The sequence below is a fragment of the Mesorhizobium argentiipisi (SeqCode) genome (genome assembly GCF_037179585.1).
Taxonomy (GTDB): domain Bacteria; phylum Pseudomonadota; class Alphaproteobacteria; order Rhizobiales; family Rhizobiaceae; genus Mesorhizobium; species Mesorhizobium argentiipisi.
Map to the genome: position 1 here is coordinate 48,961 of NZ_JAPYKO010000015.1, position 16,298 is coordinate 65,258.

The 16,298-nt window shown below is 65.1% G+C and carries 18 protein-coding genes; 9 read left to right on the forward strand and 9 right to left on the reverse strand.

The window, feature by feature from the left end; genetic code table 11:
- The first annotated feature begins 170 nt into the window (after window positions 1-170).
- From O7A05_RS20585 to xth, 4 genes are all read left to right on the forward strand, one after another.
- Complete coding sequence (locus O7A05_RS20585; RefSeq protein WP_140753940.1) at window positions 171-446, forward strand: hypothetical protein; 276 nt, start codon at window positions 171-173, stop codon at window positions 444-446.
- Window positions 447-653: 207 nt separating this feature from the next.
- Entirely contained in the window at window positions 654-3,332 is a 2,679-nt protein-coding gene (locus O7A05_RS20590; RefSeq protein WP_337094805.1) for a DNA translocase FtsK, read from the forward strand.
- Window positions 3,333-3,524: 192 nt separating this feature from the next.
- Window positions 3,525-4,193, forward strand: a complete 669-nt coding sequence (locus O7A05_RS20595) for an outer membrane lipoprotein carrier protein LolA (protein WP_337094806.1) — start codon at window positions 3,525-3,527, stop codon at window positions 4,191-4,193.
- Between the two features lie 103 nt (window positions 4,194-4,296).
- Complete coding sequence (gene xth / locus O7A05_RS20600; RefSeq protein WP_337094807.1) at window positions 4,297-5,103, forward strand: exodeoxyribonuclease III; 807 nt, start codon at window positions 4,297-4,299, stop codon at window positions 5,101-5,103.
- Between the two features lie 35 nt (window positions 5,104-5,138).
- Here the strand turns inward: xth and O7A05_RS20605 are convergent, their stop codons facing one another.
- The gene (locus O7A05_RS20605; protein ID WP_337094808.1) at window positions 5,139-5,594 is read right to left on the reverse strand and encodes a Crp/Fnr family transcriptional regulator; all 456 of its coding nucleotides are present in this window, start codon (window positions 5,592-5,594) and stop codon (window positions 5,139-5,141) included.
- Window positions 5,595-5,857: 263 nt separating this feature from the next.
- Complete coding sequence (locus O7A05_RS20610; RefSeq protein WP_112128661.1) at window positions 5,858-6,541, reverse strand: response regulator transcription factor; 684 nt, start codon at window positions 6,539-6,541, stop codon at window positions 5,858-5,860.
- 147 nt (window positions 6,542-6,688) lie between these two features.
- On the opposite strand from O7A05_RS20610, the gene O7A05_RS20615 reads away from it, so the two are divergent.
- Entirely contained in the window at window positions 6,689-7,222 is a 534-nt protein-coding gene (locus tag O7A05_RS20615; RefSeq protein ID WP_337094809.1) for a L,D-transpeptidase family protein, read from the forward strand.
- Between the two features lie 73 nt (window positions 7,223-7,295).
- On the opposite strand, the gene O7A05_RS20620 is transcribed toward O7A05_RS20615, so the two are convergent.
- The gene (locus O7A05_RS20620; RefSeq protein WP_224640078.1) at window positions 7,296-7,556 is read right to left on the reverse strand and encodes a hypothetical protein; all 261 of its coding nucleotides are present in this window, start codon (window positions 7,554-7,556) and stop codon (window positions 7,296-7,298) included.
- A gap of 130 nt (window positions 7,557-7,686) precedes the next feature.
- On the opposite strand from O7A05_RS20620, the gene gcvA reads away from it, so the two are divergent.
- Window positions 7,687-8,607: a transcriptional regulator GcvA gene (gcvA, locus tag O7A05_RS20625; protein WP_337094810.1), complete on the forward strand. Its 921-nt coding sequence runs from the start codon at window positions 7,687-7,689 to the stop codon at window positions 8,605-8,607.
- Window positions 8,608-8,813: 206 nt separating this feature from the next.
- Here gcvA and O7A05_RS20630 read toward each other — a convergent pair whose 3' ends face one another.
- The 6 genes from O7A05_RS20630 to tsaD all read right to left on the reverse strand — a co-directional run bounded on the left by O7A05_RS20630 (window position 8,814) and on the right by tsaD (window position 12,856).
- Window positions 8,814-9,239 (reverse strand): DUF1761 domain-containing protein, encoded by a 426-nt coding sequence (locus tag O7A05_RS20630; protein ID WP_337094811.1) that lies wholly within the window; start codon window positions 9,237-9,239, stop codon window positions 8,814-8,816.
- A 51-nt stretch (window positions 9,240-9,290) separates the two neighbouring features.
- On the reverse strand, window positions 9,291-9,989 hold the full coding sequence (locus tag O7A05_RS20635; RefSeq protein WP_337094812.1) for a class I SAM-dependent methyltransferase: 699 nt from the start codon (window positions 9,987-9,989) through the stop codon (window positions 9,291-9,293).
- A complete protein-coding gene (locus O7A05_RS20640) occupies window positions 9,944-10,369 on the reverse strand; it encodes an EVE domain-containing protein (protein WP_224531891.1) in 426 nt (141 codons plus the stop codon). The genes O7A05_RS20635 and O7A05_RS20640 overlap by 46 nt, the downstream gene beginning before the upstream one ends.
- A gap of 90 nt (window positions 10,370-10,459) precedes the next feature.
- On the reverse strand, window positions 10,460-10,756 hold the full coding sequence (locus O7A05_RS20645) for a YciI-like protein (RefSeq protein ID WP_337094813.1): 297 nt from the start codon (window positions 10,754-10,756) through the stop codon (window positions 10,460-10,462).
- A gap of 16 nt (window positions 10,757-10,772) precedes the next feature.
- The gene (locus O7A05_RS20650) at window positions 10,773-11,774 is read right to left on the reverse strand and encodes an NAD(P)H-dependent glycerol-3-phosphate dehydrogenase (protein ID WP_337094814.1); all 1,002 of its coding nucleotides are present in this window, start codon (window positions 11,772-11,774) and stop codon (window positions 10,773-10,775) included.
- Window positions 11,771-12,856, reverse strand: coding sequence for a tRNA (adenosine(37)-N6)-threonylcarbamoyltransferase complex transferase subunit TsaD (gene tsaD, locus O7A05_RS20655; RefSeq protein WP_337094895.1), 1,086 nt, complete (start codon window positions 12,854-12,856; stop codon window positions 11,771-11,773). Before tsaD ends, O7A05_RS20650 begins: the two co-directional genes overlap by 4 nt.
- A 226-nt stretch (window positions 12,857-13,082) precedes the next feature.
- Between tsaD and hemC the strand changes: the two genes are divergently transcribed.
- The 3 genes from hemC to O7A05_RS20670 all read left to right on the forward strand — a co-directional run bounded on the left by hemC (window position 13,083) and on the right by O7A05_RS20670 (window position 16,297).
- Window positions 13,083-14,006 (forward strand): hydroxymethylbilane synthase, encoded by a 924-nt coding sequence (hemC, locus tag O7A05_RS20660; RefSeq protein ID WP_337094815.1) that lies wholly within the window; start codon window positions 13,083-13,085, stop codon window positions 14,004-14,006.
- Window position 14,007: 1 nt separating this feature from the next.
- Window positions 14,008-14,721: a uroporphyrinogen-III synthase gene (locus tag O7A05_RS20665; RefSeq protein ID WP_337094816.1), complete on the forward strand. Its 714-nt coding sequence runs from the start codon at window positions 14,008-14,010 to the stop codon at window positions 14,719-14,721.
- Window positions 14,722-14,821: 100 nt separating this feature from the next.
- A complete protein-coding gene (locus tag O7A05_RS20670) occupies window positions 14,822-16,297 on the forward strand; it encodes a COG4223 family protein (RefSeq protein WP_337094817.1) in 1,476 nt (491 codons plus the stop codon).
- Window position 16,298: the final 1 nt, after the last annotated feature.

The window sequence follows — 16,298 nt, forward strand, 5'->3', positions numbered from 1 at the left end:
GAGGCCCGGAACATCCTTCCGGGCCTCCTTTTTTGTCGGGCGGCCATCCAAGCCATTTCGATCACATTCACTTGATCCGTCGGCATGAAACATCGGCCCGTCAGTTTCCGTACTGGGATAGCGAGCGTCATCAAGGCGTCCGTCAAAACAAGAGGGAAGGAAACCGCCTGATGAACATCAAGAACATCGTCCTGGGAGCAATGGCTCTTTCGATGATCAGCGGCGTTGCACTCGCCGGTGCTCTCGATGAGCCGTCCAACATGGCCCCGTTCTTCACCGACTCCAGCATGAAGACCATGAAGCCGGAAGCCGGCTTCAAGGCGGCCTGGGCTTCGATGCCCAAGGACAAGCAGGACATGATGATGAAGGAGTGCCAGGACGCGGCGATGAGCAAGCCTCACGCCGAATTCTGCGCAAACCTGAACATGTATGCCGGCCACAAGTGATCAACGGATGGGTCGGGTCGTGACGGGCCCGATCGTTTAGCCGTTTCAGGCAAAGGGTGGCGGGCCGCGAGGCCTGCCATCTTTGTCGGCGACCAAGCCGTAAAGGGCCATGGTTAATGCGGCCTTAACCTTCCCCCCGATAGTCTGACGTTCGAATCTGCCGGAATGCGCCATGCGCCCGGCCAGGCAACGATTACGGGGAAGAGCATGCGTTCAGGCGCCTCAGCACCGCTCGCGCTGACCGATACGGGGCACGGCATCCAGGCTTTCGCGCGGCGGCAGGTCGGGCGGCTGGTCGGCGCCGGGCTGTTCCTGTTCACTGCTTTCGGCATCGCCGCGTTGGCCACATGGAACGTCGCCGATCCGAGCTTCTCGCACGCCACCAGCAACGTCGTCACCAACGCCATGGGCTATGCCGGCTCGGTGTTCTCCGACCTTGCCATGCAGTTCTTCGGCCTCGCCGCCGTCGCGGGGCTGGTTCCGGCGGTGATCTGGGGCTTTCTTTTGTTTTCCGCGCGCGGCGTCGACAAATTGCCGAAGCGCGGCTTCGCCTGGTTCGGCTTCGCATTGCTTGCCGCGGCCATCGCCGGCTGCGTGACGCCGCCCAACACCTGGCCGCTGCCGACCGGCCTCGGCGGCGTCTTCGGCGACATGGTGCTGAAGATCCCGGGCATCGCGGTCGGCGGTTATCCGAAAGGCCTCTTCGCGACGATCATAGCGGTCATCCTCGCCGCGCCCACCTTGTGGCTGTTCGCCTACGGCTCGGCGCTGATCGCACGCAAGAACGGCTTTGCCGTCATGGAGCGCGCCGCCCAACCCGATCCGCGCGAGCAGGACGAGATGCTGTTCGACGAGGATGAGAACGAAGGTGACGAGGGGATACTTGCGCTCGGCGCCGTCACCCATTGGTGGCTGTCGTTCCGCGCCTTCCTGCACCGCCGCGCCGAGCGGCGCAGGCGCGAGCGCGACGAGTTCGAGCCTGCGATGGAGCCCAAGGCCAGCGCCTGGCGTCGCGCCGCCGAGCGGGTGGAATCGGCCGAGTTCGCCGAAAGCCGGATGAGCCCGGGCGGCCGCGCCCGCGTCGAGCCGGAATTCTTCGCCGCCATGGTCAATGACCGCAGCGTCTCGGTCGATCCGGCCGACCAGGATATATTCGACGACGAACAGGACGAAGACGTCGAGCTCGACGACTTCGACGACGAGGCGCCTGTCCAGCGGCGCGGCGCGCCGGCGGCCAAGGTACGGAACTTCCGCTCCGATGCCGCGACCCGCGTCGAGGCGCCGGCGGCGCGACCGGTGCCGGGCGCCCGCGTCCAGCGCGAGGCGCAGACCTCGCTGATCGGGTCCGACACGTTCGAGATGCCGTCGCTGCATTTCCTGTCCGAGCCGAAGAACATCGCAAAGGATCCAAGCCTGTCGAAGGATGCGCTGGAGCAGAACGCGCGGCTGCTCGAAGGCGTGCTGGAGGATTTCGGCGTCAAGGGCGAGATCATCCATGTCCGGCCGGGCCCCGTCGTAACGCTCTACGAGCTGGAGCCCGCGCCCGGCATCAAGTCCTCGCGCGTCATCGGCCTTTCCGACGATATCGCCCGCTCGATGAGCGCCATCGCCTGCCGCGTCGCCGTCGTGCCGGGACGCAACGCCATCGGCATCGAGCTGCCCAACGCCAAGCGCGAGACGGTCTATCTCAGGGAGATCATGGCCAGCCGCGACTTCGAGACGACCAAGGCGAAGCTGGCGCTGGCGCTCGGCAAGACGATCAATGGCGAGGCGGTTATCGTCGACATCGCCAAGATGCCGCACGTGCTGGTCGCCGGCACCACCGGCTCGGGCAAGTCGGTCGCCATCAACACCATGATCCTGTCGCTGCTCTATCGGCTGACGCCGCAGGAATGCCGGCTGATCATGATCGACCCGAAGATGCTGGAACTCTCGGTCTATGACGGCATCCCGCATCTGCTGACGCCGGTCGTCACCGATCCCAAGAAAGCGGTCGTCGCGCTGAAATGGACGGTGCGCGAGATGGAGGACCGCTACCGCAAGATGTCCAAGGTCGGCGTGCGCAACATCGATGGTTTCAACGCGCGCGTCCAACAGGCCGAGAAGAAGGGCGAAAAGATCTCGCGCACGGTGCAGACCGGCTTCGACCGCCAGACCGGCGAGGCGATCTACGAGACCGAGGATCTCGATCTCGAGCCGATGCCCTATATCGTGGTCATCATCGACGAGATGGCCGACCTGATGATGGTGGCCGGCAAGGACATCGAAGGCGCGGTGCAGCGCCTGGCGCAGATGGCGCGCGCCGCCGGCATCCATGTCATCATGGCGACGCAGCGCCCGTCGGTCGACGTCATCACCGGCACGATCAAGGCCAATTTCCCGACCCGCATTTCCTTCCAGGTGACGTCGAAGATCGACAGCCGCACCATCCTTGGCGAGCAGGGCGCCGAGCAGCTGCTCGGCATGGGCGACATGCTCTACATGGCCGGCGGCGGCCGCATCCAGCGCGTCCACGGCCCGTTCGTCTCGGACGACGAGGTCGAGAAGGTCGTCGGGCATCTGAAGCTGCAGGGCGTGCCGGAATATCTCGACGCCATCACCGAGGATGACGAGGAAGAGGACGAGGACGGCCCGTCGGGCAAGGGCGGCTCCGGCGGCGGTGGCGGCGGCAATTTCGAGGATTCCGACGACCCGTACGACCAGGCGGTGGCGGTGGTGCTTCGCGACGGCAAGGCCTCGACCAGCTACATCCAGCGCCGGCTCGGCATCGGCTACAACCGCGCCGCCTCGATCATCGAGAAGATGGAGAAGGAAGGCATTGTCGGCCCGGCCAACCATGCCGGCAAACGCGAGATTCTGGTGCCGACAGAAGAGGATAAGTTCTAGCCCGGCCAGCTTTCGGCTCCCGGCCGCAGGCAACCAGACATCGCCTGGCGCGTTTGTGCGACGGACTGTCGTCCGCGCCTTTGCGACGGGCTGTCGCCCGCGCATATCCGACGGGCCTCTCGCACCCGCCAAACTTAGGCCCTACTGGGAGTCCAGATACTGCCACCACACGAATCACAGGAAGTGACCGGCATGAAGACCCAGACCGAATTCGCCCTCACCCGCCGCCAGGTCCTTGGCCTCGGCCTGATGCTTGGCGGAGCCGCCGCTCTCAATCTCGTGCCGGGCTATCAGCTCGTGGCCGCCGCGCAAGCCGCCGTGCCGCCGGCGGCGCAGAAGATCGCCGACCATTTCTCCTCGGTGAAGTCGATGAGCGGCGAGTTCGTCCAGTTCGGGCCGAAAGGCGAGCAGACCGGCGGCAAGTTCTTCCTCGAGCGTCCGGGCAAGATCCGCTTCAACTATGACGGCTCCTCGAACTTCCGCGTCATCTCCGACGGCAAGTCGGTGGTGATCCTGAACAAGAAGCTCAACACCTCCGACCTCTACCCGCTGTCGAAGACGCCGCTGAAGCTTTTGCTCGACGACCGGATCGACCTCTCCGGCGGGCGCGTCAAGGCCGTCAAGGAAGAGGACGATCTCACCACGATCAAGCTTTCCGACAAGTCGGTCTTCGGCAATGCGACGATCACCATGATGTTCGATCCGAAGACCTACGAGCTGCGCCAGTGGACGATCACCGACGCTCAAGGGAAGGACACGACGGTGATGATCTTCAACGTCAAGGAAGGCGTCAGCTTCCCGGCCGACACTTTCGCGATCGACTATACGGCGAACAGAGAGCTGAATACGAAGACCCGGTAGGGCGGCAAGCCGGCGCCGAAGCCGCCGAAGGCGATTTGTCGAGCTTGTCTTTACCGCGCGCGGCTGGCACTAGATCGGCAATCTCTTGCCGGACCCCGCCTGAATGCCCTTCACCATCGCCACCTGGAACATCAACTCCGTGCGCCTGCGCATGCCGATCGTCGAGCGGCTGTTGAAGGAGCACGCACCCGACATGCTGTGCCTGCAGGAAACCAAGGTTCCCGACGAGCTGTTTCCGGAAAAAGTCTTCCGCAAGGCGGGCTACGAGCACATCCTGTTCCACGGCCAGAAGGGCTATCACGGCGTCGCAACGGTCGCTCGCCGCCCGATCGAGCTGGTCGAGAAGCGGCGGTTCTGCGAGATCGACGACAGCCGGCATCTGTCGGTCAGGGTGCAGGCGGGCGGCAAGTCGGTGCTGGTGCATAATTTCTACGTGCCGGCGGGCGGCGACGAGCCGGATCCGGAGATCAACCGCAAATTCCGCCACAAGCTCGATTTCGTCTACGAGATGAACTCCGTACCGGCGAGTGGGGACGAATCGTCCGCGTCAATCCTGGTCGGCGACCTGAACATCGCGCCGCAGGAGCATGACGTCTGGTCGCACAAGCAATTGCTCAACGTCGTCAGCCATACGCCGATCGAGACGACAAATTTCGAGGCGATGCGCAAGGCCGGCGGCTGGGTCGATCTGATGCGGCTCAACGTGCCGGCCGAGCAGAAACTCTACACCTGGTGGAGCTACCGCGCGAAAGACTGGCAGGCGTCGAACCGCGGCCGCCGCCTCGATCATGTCTGGTCGTCCCCCAACCTGGTGCCGGCTTTCGCCGGTTACGAGATTCTGCAGGCGGCGCGCGGCTGGGAGAAGCCGTCGGACCATGTGCCGGTCATCGCGAAATTCGAATTGGATTGAGCGCCCTCAATCGGCAGAGGGTTCATGCGGCGCTTCTATTCAGTAAACTTTGGCGCCAGTTCCTCGATGCGGGCGATCATCTGCTGGAATTCCTCCAGGATGCGCTCATGCAACAGCACCGCGATTTCCGGATATTCTTCGAGGATTCGGTGGAACATCTTGCGGCTCAATCGGATCACTTCCGAATCGACCGCGGCCGAGGCGCTGGTCAGCCGGTTAGTATCGGCGATCAGCGCCAGTTCGCTCAGCATGGTGCCTGGGCCTGCCGTACCGATCGGGACGCGTTTGCCGCCTAGCTCCCGATAGAGTGCGATCAAACCGCTGACCACGATATAGGCGGAGTCAGCGACGTCGTCCTCGCGGTAGAGCTTATGGTCGGCCTGGAGCACGGTGGTCTCAGCGCCGAAAGCGAGCAGGCGCAACTGTTCCTGCGTGAAGCCCTGGAAAAGCTTCACGCTGGACAGAATGCGGATGTCGTCATCCAGCGCCATCCTAGCTGTGTCCCCGAGCGGTCAGTCCAGTCCCTCCTTTGGAGCGGCGCGCCCTCGTGGGCTCGCGAGAAAACGCTCCACCGTGCATCGTGCGATGCGTGCAACGAGCCGATCCATCACCCTCCAGCACCAGGATCGTACCCGAAGCGGTCCCGCCCGACCGCTCTATCTCTTTGGCTCAATTCCGGACGGAAGGCTACGGCGAAGCCGCTGAGCCCAACCGTTTCACACTTTTCCTGGAATTGCTCTAGATCATGAAATGTTTAAGGAACCAGCTTGTAGCCGCCGCTTTCTGTCACAAGAATTTCGGCATTGGAAGGATCGCGCTCGATCTTCTGGCGCAACCGGTAGACATGGGTCTCCAGCGTGTGCGTGGTGACGCCGGAATTGTAGCCCCAGACCTCTTCCAACAGCACGTCGCGCGTCACCACCTTCTGGTCGGCGCGGTAGAGGTATTTAATGATCGAGGCTTCCTTTTCTGTCAGCCGCACCTTAGCGCCGCGCGGATCGATCAGCAGTTTCTGGCTGGGCTTGAACGTGTAGGGGCCGACCGAGAAGGTCGCGTCCTCGCTTTGCTCGTGCTGGCGAAGCTGGGCGCGGATGCGCGCGAGCAGCACGGCGAAACGGAAAGGTTTGGTCACATAATCATTGGCCCCGGCCTCGAGACCGAGGATCGTGTCGGAATCGGTGTCGTGGCCGGTCAGCATGATGATCGGCGCCTTGTAGCCGCCCTTGCGCAGGATCTTCACCGCCTCGCGGCCATCCATATCGGGCAGGCCGACATCCATGATGAGCAGGTCGACGACGCCGCTGCGCGCCGCGGCAACGCCTTTTGCCGCGGTCGATTCCTGCTGCACGTCGAATTCTTCGTAGAGCGCCAGCTGCTCAACCAGGGTGGCGCGCAGGTCGTCGTCGTCATCAACGATCAGAATGGTGCGTGATGTCATGGATCAATCCGTTGTTTTAAAAAGAATATTCAGTTGACCTCCCCCCATTTATGCGGAAGCTCACCGGCGCAACAGCCGATCACAGTGATTTGTTCCGTGACCCAATCATACAAGAAAAAACGTAAGCGCAATGCGGCGGGCGCATTTTTGCCGAAAGGCCTGAGCGTTTTGGTTGTGCGCGCGCGCCCCGGCAACCCCGCGCAAGGCTTCCTGCAAGCCGGCAAAACGGTGTTTCCCTGCGCGCTGGGGCGCGGCGGCATCTCCGCCAACAAGCATGAAGGGGACGGCGCGACGCCGCTGGCGTCGATGCGCATCCTGTCGGGCTATTTCCGGGGCGATCACTTTGCGGCCGGGCGCCGGACGAGGCTGCCGATGGCGCCGATCGGCCCGGATCTCGGCTGGTGCGAGGTTCCGAACGACCGCAACTACAACCGTCCGGTGAAGATCCCCTATGGCGCGAGCCATGAGCGGATGAAGCGCGACGACCGGCTCTACGATGTCTGCCTGGTGCTCGACTGGAACATCGCGCCGCGCCGTCGCGGGCGCGGCAGCGCGATCTTCTTCCATCTGGCACGGCCGGACTTCACGCCGACGCAAGGCTGCGTGGCGGTGACGGCGCGGACCATGGCGAGGCTGCTTCCGTTGCTGTCGGACAGGACGGTGGTGAAGGTGATCAGGTAGGGCAGTAGGGCAGTAGGGCAGTAGGGCAGTAGGGCAGTAGGTGTCTCCTTCGCTATTGCCTACTGCCTAATCCCTACTGCCTCTTTCCCGGTTTCTGCCACCCCGTGCCGAGCAGCCCGATCTCGCGGAGCTCCCTGTCCATCGTCTTCGCGATGTCCCGGCGTCCAGCGCCGATGTCGCGCAGCTGGCCGTCGGAAAGGTCTTCGACTGACTCGTGCGGCAGCCAGACGGCGACGCGAGCCTGGCGCAGCCAATCGCGTGCTGAACGCAGCCAAAGCGTGAAGCCGGAACGGGATTCCAGGGTGGTGCATGACTTCAGGACGATCTCAGACATGGCTCTATCCGTGTTCTCCGGACATCAAATCCGGTTTTATAGTGTTTCGATGAAGCCATGATGCCGGATTGAAAAACAAACGGGAAACGAGTAGTTCTTTTCTGATCATCAAGTTTTGTTTGGAGATCATATGTCCAAGCTGCTGCCGGGAACGCGTGCGCTGCGGACGTTCGAAGCGGCCGCCAGGCATCTCAACTTCACCCGCGCCGCCGACGAGCTCGGCCTGACGCCGGCGGCGGTCAGCCACCAGATCAAGGAAATAGAGGATCAGCTCGACCTGGTGCTGTTCACGCGCACCAGCCGCACCATCCGGCTGACGGAGGCAGGCAATGTGTTGCTGGAGGCCTCGGTCGATGCCCTCGACCTGCTGAACCGCGCCGTCAGCCGCGCCCGCAAGATGACCCGCGGCACGGCGCTGTTGAAGGTGACGCTCGACGCGCAGTTCGCGACGAAATGGCTGATGCGCCGCGTCGACGACTTCCGCCAGCAGAAGCCCGGCGTCGAGCTGCGTTTCGACATCACCTATGACGTCAGGGATTTCGAGCTCGACGATGTCGATATCGGCATCCGCTTCGGCGCCGGCAAATATCCGGGGCTCTGCGCGCATCGGCTGTTCGAGAACATCATCATCCCGGTGTGCAGCCCGGCGCTGCTGGCGTCAGGTCCGCCGCTGAAGGAGCCGCGCGACCTCTTCAACCACACGCTGGCGCATATCGACTGGTCGCGGCAGGGCGTGACCTGGCCGAATTGGAGCATGTGGATGCACGCGGCCGGCGTCGACGATTTCGACGACAGCCGCACGCTGGTCTTCGCGTCCTCGACCGATGCCACCCAGGCGGCGCTCGACGGCAACGCGGTGGCGCTCGCCGACTTTGCCATGGTGGCCAACGATCTCTCGCAAGGGCGCCTGGTGCGGCCCTTCGAGCTCGGCATCAAGGTCGCGCCGGAATTCGCCTATTTCCTGGTCTATCCCGAGGCGGCGAAGGACGACGCGCGGGTCATCGCCTTCCGCGAATGGCTGCTGGAAGAGGTGGCGAAAACGCCGACCTGAATCAGAGCATTTCGCCGTTTCATGGAAACGGTGAAATGCTCTATCTCATTGTTTTTACGCAATTCCGGACGGAAAACCGCTCACATTTTTCCTGGAATTGCGCTAAAGCGCGTCGCAATCTTTCAGATTCGCTCCATGCGCTTCAGGTTCTTGATTTTGCGCATGTCTTTATCCCGAAACCGGTTCCCACTTTCGGGAGACATGCTCTAGCCCGCCGGCGCCGCGGGCGCGCCGAACCAGCCGATGATGGCGCCGATGATCAGCGTCACCCCCAGCCAGTGGCCGGCATCGATCAGCGTCAGGGCCCAGCCGAAGCCTTCATAGCGGTGGTTGACGGTGAGCGTGGTGGCGATGAAGCCCAGCCAGAGCACGAAGCCGAACAGCAATCCCGCGATCAGATTCGGCTCGCCGCCGGTTATGGCGCCCACGACGAGCGTCAGCACGAGCGCCATGATCAGCTCGGCGATGAAGCTGACGACGAACGGAACGGCCGAGCGTTTCATGGTGGCCGGGTCGAGCTTGGCCGCTTTCAGCCAGGGCTTGCTCAGGCTCATATACCAGGCGGCGCCGAACAACCATGCGACGACGGCGGCGCCAATCACCGCCAGCCAGTTCACGACCGAAAAATCCATGCTTTTCCCCTCCAAGTCGAAAGGCGATGGAACGCTTGTTCGCCCATCGCGTCAAGCAAGGCGCCAGACGGTCGTACGCTTGACCTCGGCATCCTCCAGCACGCGCGTCACCGGAACCTGATAGACGGCAAGCGATTGCAGCCCGGTCTTGGGGAGGTAAGCGCGGCCGGGATCGCCGACGAGGATCTCGGCGCCGCGCGCCCTCAGAGACCCGAACCAGGGCAGCAGCCGGTCGGCGAAAGCCTTGTCGTAGAAGACGTCACCGGCGAGCACGACGTCCCAGCCATCGTCGGTGCCGACGCAATCCGTGCCGCGGAATTGCGCTTCAACGCCGTTGGCTTCGAGGTTGATGGCGATTGCCGTTTCGCAGAACGGGTCGATGTCGGCGGCGATTACTTGCTTCGCGCCGGCTTTCATCGCTGCGATCGCTACGAGGCCGGAACCGGAGGCGAAGTCGAGCACCCATTTGCCGAGCACGGTCCCTGGATTGTCGAGCACATAGCGGGCGAGGCCCTGGCCGCCGGCCCAGGCAAACGCCCAGAAAGGCGGCGGCAGGCCGATCTCGGCCAATTCCTCCTCGGTGCGCAGCCACAGGTCGTGCGCCTCGTCGGCGAGGTGCAGAAGCACTTCCGGCACATGTGGCGGCGCCATCAGCGCCGTGTTGTCGAGGATGAACTTTTTCGCGCTTTTCGGCGTGAGCTTCGTCACGGCGCCGGATTGAGCTCGGCCATGCGGCAGACCTCTTTCCATTCGGCCGGCGTCACCGGCTGCACGGAAAGCCGGCCGAGCCGGACCAGCGCCATATCGGCGAGCTTGGGATTGGCCTTGACCTGTTCCAGCGTCACCGGCTTCGGCACGTCCTTATAGGCGCGGATGTCGACGCATTCCCAGCGCGGATCGTCGGTCGTGGTGTCGGGATGCGCCAGCGCGCAGACCTCGGCGATGCCGACGATGTCGAGGCCCTCATTGGAATGATAGAAGAAACCGAGATCCCCGATCTGCATCGCCTTCATGTTGTTGCGGGCGGCGTAATTGCGCACGCCGTCCCACTGCGTGCCGGCCTTGCCTTTGGCCTTCAGCGCCTCGAAGGAAAAGACCGAAGGTTCGGACTTGAACAGCCAGTAGTTCATATCGCTTGTCCCGTTGCTTTGTCGCACCGCCACGCATGGCATTCCCGTCTATGCTTACTCTCTCGCCGTCATTGGGGCGAGAGCAGCCAATCATGCGCTGGTGGGCTTCTGGAAGACCCAGTTCCATGCACGGATCTCGACGCTTTTGAACAGGCCGGCCCTGGCGTAGGGATCGGCCGCGGCCAGGGCTTGGGCACCAGCCATGTCCGGCGCCTCGATCATCACCAGGCTGCCGTCCGGTTTGCCGTCGGCGTCGAGGAAGGGACCTGCAAAGGCAAGCTTGCCTTCGGCGATCAGGCCTTCCAGGAACGCCGCGTGCGCCGGCCGCGTGTCGACGCGCAGCTGCAGGCTGCCGGGCTTGTCCTTGCAAATCAACGCAAACAGCATTTTCAGCTCCGGTGGTTCATATGTCGGTTTCGGTCTTGAGCGGGCGTGTCATCAGCGCGGTCACGGCCTGGCCGATGGTCACCTTGCCGTCGAGAATGGCGGCGACGGCCGAGATGATCGGCGCCTCGATGCCGCGCTCGGCGGCGATACGGGCGGCGATGCCAGCCGTCGGCACGCCTTCGGCCAGCGGCAGGCCGGCAAGCGGCTTGCCCTGGCCGAGCGCCAAGCCATAGGCGAAGTTGCGCGATTGGGCGGAAGAGCAGGTGAGCAGCAGGTCGCCTAGGCCTGAAAGCCCCATCAGCGTCTCCGGCCTGGCGCCGAAGGCGGCGCCGATGCGGCGCAATTCGACGAAACCGCGCGTCACCATGGCGGCCTGGGCACTGGCGCCGAGACCTGCGCCGGTGACGGCGCCGGCGGCGATGGCAAAGACGTTCTTCAGCGCGCCGCCGATCTCGACGCCGATCAGGTCGTCGCTCGAATAGCAGCGCAGGTTCTCCGCCGAGAAGCGCGCGGCAAGCTCGGCCGCCAATTCCGCATCGCGGGCGGCAACCACCACGGCGGTCGGCAGGCCGCGCGCGACATCGCTGGCGAAGCTCGGGCCGGAAAGCGCCGCCACCGGATTGCCCGGCAGGCTTTCCTCGACGACCGCCGAGAGCAGCGCGCCGGTGTCGCGCTCGATGCCCTTGGCGCAGAGCACCAGCGGCACGCCTGCAGGAACGTGGTTGCGGGCATTGGCCAGGACAGCGCGCAGCGACTGCGCCGGCGTCGCGGCGAGCACGCAGTCGGCGCCGTCGAGCGCCGCGGCAATATCGCTGGTGGCCGCGATGCCGGGCGCGATCGTGATGCCGGGCAGGTAGTGCGGGTTCTCGCCGCGGGCGATGGAGGCAACGGTTTCAGCGTCGCGCGCATAGAGACGGACATCATGGCCGGCGCGCAACATGGCCAGCGCCAGCGCCGTGCCCCAGGCGCCACCGCCCAGCACCGTAACGCGCCAGTCGCTCGTGCTTCTCTTGGTCATGCCTTGGCACCACGCCGGCCAGAGCCGACCAGGGGTGCGGAAACGCTGTCGAGCGGCCAGCGCGAGCGCGGCACGAAATCGGCGGTGTTTTCGTCGGCGATGCCGGCGCGCAGCCGCTCGATGCCGGCCCAGGCGATCATCGCCGCATTGTCGGTGCAGAGTTTCTGTGGCGGCGCGACAAAGGCGAAGCTGGCCTCGGAACACAGCGCTTCGAGCGTCGCCTTGATCGTGCGGTTGGCGGCGACGCCGCCGGCAACGACCAGCGCCGGCTTTGCCTGGTCCGGGAATTCCTGGCGGAACCGGGCAAGGGCGCGGCCGACACGATCGCCAAGCGCGTCCGCCACCGCCGCCTGGAAAGAGGCGCAGATGTCGGCGACGTCCTGCTCGCTCAGCGGCGCGATCGCCGTTGCCGCCTGGCGCACCGCCGTCTTCAGTCCGGAGAAGGAGAAATCCGGCTGCGCCGAGCCTTTCATCGGGCGTGGGAAGGCAAAGCGGCTTGCATCGCCGCTGGCGGCCGCCTTCTCGACATTCGGGCCGCCGGGATAGGGCAGGCCAAGCATCTTGGCGGTCTTGTCGAAGGCTTCACCCAGCGCATCGTCGATGGTGGTCGCCCAGCGCTGGTAGTCGCCGACTCCGCGCACCGCGACGATCTGGGTGTGGCCGCCGGAAACGAGCAGAAGCAGATAAGGAAAATCGAGGCCGTCGGTCAGCCGCGCGGTCAGCGCATGGCCTTCGAGGTGATTGATGGCGATCAACGGCTTGTTGGCGGCGGCGGCGATTGCCTTGGCGGTCATCAGGCCGACGATCAATCCGCCGACCAGGCCGGGACCGGCAGTGGCGGCGATGGCATCGACCTCGTCGAGCGATACCCCCGAATCGGCGAGCGCCGCCTCGACGATACCGTCCAGCGCCTCGACATGGGCGCGCGCGGCAATCTCGGGCACGACGCCGCCGAAGGCCGCATGCTCCTCGATCTGGCTGAGCACGACGTTGGACAGGATTTCGGGCGCGGCGCCGCCGTCCAGCGCCACCACGCTGGCCGCCGTCTCGTCGCAGCTCGTCTCAATGCCCAGAACGCGGATCAATTCGTCGCTGTCCTCGAAGATTGTACAACCGGCTTTTCCCCGATAGGAGGTCTGCCGATATTGAGTGATGCCGGCCTGCAAGTGGCGGCTCTCTGCGCTTCCGGTGCTCACGTACTTTAAGTACGCTCCGCTCCGGTTCTCGCAAGCCACCACTTTCGGCTCGGCCTGACCTGAATCTCGACAAACCTCGGCCAAGGACGGGGGTTATCACGGACCGCGCGCCATGCAAACTTTGAAAATCGGAACACGCGGCAGCCCGCTGGCGCTGGCCCAGGCGCATGAGACGCGGGCGCGGCTGATGCAGGCGCATGGCCTGCCCGAGCGGGCGTTCGAGGTGGTGCCGATCTCGACCAGCGGTGACCGCATCCAGGACCGGCCGCTGTCGGAGGCCGGCGGCAAGGGCCTGTTCACCAAGGAAATCGAGGAGGCGCTGCTCGACGGCCGCATCGACATAGCCGTGCATTCGTCGAAGGACATGCCGACGGTGCTGCCCGACGGGCTGGAGCTTATCACTTTCCTGCCGCGCGAGGATGCGCGCGACGCCTTCATCGGCAAGAAGGTGAATCGGATCGCCGATCTGCCGCATGGCGCGACGGTCGGGTCGTCGTCGCTTCGCCGCCAAGCGCTGCTTCGCCGCATGCGGCCGGACCTCGACGTGGTGATGTTTCGCGGCAATGTGCAGACCAGGCTGCGCAAGCTGGACGAAGGCGTCGCCGAAGGCACCATCCTCGCTTATGCCGGGCTGAAAAGGCTCGGGCTCGAACATGTCGTCACCGACCTGATGCCGCTGGAGGTTTTTCCGCCGGCGCCGGGACAAGGCGCGATCGGCATCGAAACGCGCATCGGCGATCGCGACGTCGAGAGAATGCTGGCGGCGATCCATCATGTGCCGACCGGCCAGGCGCTCACCTGCGAGCGCGCCTTCCTCGCCGCGCTCGACGGCTCCTGCCGCACGCCGATAGCCGGCCATGCGACGGTGTCGGGCGAGAAACTGTCCTTTGCCGGGCTGATCATCTCGCCCGACGGCACGGAATCACACGAGGTCCGGCTGGAGGGCGAGGCCGCGGACGCGGCGGAGATCGGCTTGGACGCCGCGCGGACGGTTCGCGCCAGGGCCGGCGTGACATTCTTCGACGGCTGGGCCTGACATGGTCCGCGTGCTGGTGACGAGGCCGGAGCCGGGCGCGTCGCGCACGGCACGACGCCTCGAAGCCCTGGGATTTCAGCCTGTGCTGCTGCCGCTGACCGAGACGAGCGCATTGCCGGTCGAGGCGAGCATCGGCGGCGATACCGTCGCGGTCGCGGCCACCAGCGCCAATGCGGTGCGGCATGCGCCGAAAGCTCTGGTCACGGCACTTGCGGGCCTGCCTTGCCACGCGGTCGGGAAAAGGACGGCCGAAGCCTGCCGCGCGGCGGGATTTTTCGCCGTCACCGAAGGTCCGGGCGATGCCGAGGCGCTGGCCAATGCCATCGCCGGTGGCCTTGCCGGCGAGGCAATCGTCTATCTGTGCGGCCGCGTCCGCTTCTCGGGGTTCGAGCAGCGGCTGGCGGCGGGGGGCGTGCATGTCCAGGCGATCGAGACCTACGACACGACAGGTGTCGACCATGACGATGCCGATGTGGTCGCTCGCCTCTCGGACCGGCCGATCGACGCCGCGCTGCTCTATTCGGCCAAAGCCAGTTTGGCGCTGGCCAGCCTGATTGCGCGGCCGGCCTTGGGGCATCTCTTTGAAAAAACGGAATTCCTGGCGCTTTCGGCGCGTGTCGCCGAGCCGGTGGAGGAGGTTGCCGGTAACAGGGTCCGCACTGCATCCAAACCTGAGGAAGAGGCGCTGCTGGCGCTTTTGTCGCTGCCCGCCTGAGCCGCGTCATCACACCGCCCCTTTTCACCGCTTGGTGATGTGCTAGAGCATCCCCTGGACCCTTTGAACCATCCTCAAGCCAGTTCGCGGAGCCCAAAGCATGGTCAAGACGCCGAAGACGCGACATTCGAAGACCCGGCGCGAGCCGGTGACCATCGAACTCGAGCCCGGCGCTGTCTCGCGAATCACCGACGAGGATGCCGCCAAGGCCGAGGAAGGGGCAGCGCAAACCGACGAGGCGAAGGCGGAAGAGGCGGCCGCCGCTTCGCAGCCGGAGGCGCCGGAAGAGCCGATCCATGCCGAGCAGGCCGATATCGAGCCTTGGGAGCACAGCGACGTCGCCCAGGCAGCGGCCGATAAGCCCGATGCCGGCAACGACGAGCCGGAGGCGCCATATCCCGGCGGTTCCGACGCGCCGAAGAGCCAGCCCAAGGGCTTCGATTACAATTTCGAGGACGCATCCGCGCCTGGCGCCGGCGCTTCGGCATCGAAGGCAAGCGAGACACGAAGTGAGGCACGGGGCGAGGGTCGCGTGCCGCAGCCCCCACGCAGAACCGGCGTCAACGCCATCGCTGCGGGCGTTGTCGGCGGTGTGATCGCGCTTGCCGGCGCCGGCCTGCTGCAGGCGGTCGGGCTGGTCGGCTCGTCGGGATCGGGCGGAGGGCCGCTCGATAGCGTCAACGGCGAGATCGCTTCGCTGAAAAGCGAGATCGCGACGCTGAAAGCAAGTGGCGGCACCGGGACGTCGGCCAAGGTCGACGGCCTGTCCTCGGCGCTCGAGCAGGTCAAGGCCGATGTCGCGGCGCTGAAATCCTCGGCCGGCCAGGGCGGCGACGGTGCCGCGCTCAAGGCGCTCGGCGACAAGGTCGGCCAGATCGCGACAGCCGTCGCCGAACTGCAGAAGAAGGGCAATGCGGCGCCCGTCGATCTCGGTCCGCTCAACGAGAAGATCGCCGGGCTCGACGCGCTGGTGAAATCGACCGGCGACGCGGCCAAGGCCGCGGACGGCCGTGTGGCTGCGCTGGAGCAGTCCGTGTCGCAGCTTTCCGGCAAGGTCGAGGCGCAGGCCTCCCAACCCAAGATCGCGCTGGCGATCGCCGCCTCGGCGCTGAAGTCGGCGCTCGATCGCGGCGCGCCCTTCGCGACCGAGCTCGACACCTTCGCGGCGATCGCGCCCGACGCGCCCGAGCTCGCGGCGCTGCGCTCCTATGCCGAAAAGGGCGTGCCGACCCGCGCCACCATCGCTGCGGAGGCCGATGCCGCCGCCAACGCCATGGTCGAGGCGGCAAAGCCGGCCGACCAGAATGCCGGCTTCTTCCAGAGCCTGGTGTCGAGCGCTGAATCGCTGGTCAAGGTACGGCCGGTCAGCGCCGTCGAAGGCAAGGGCGTGCCGGAAACCGTGGCGCGCATGGAAGTGGCGGTCAATCAGGGCGACTACGCCAAGGCGCTCAGCGAATATGACACGCTGCCGGACGCGGCAAAGGCAGCCGGCTCAGACTTTGCCGGCAAACTGAAGGTGCGGCTCGAGGTCGAAAAGCAGCTCGAAGCGCTGATTGCCGGCGCGACGAAGGCTTAAG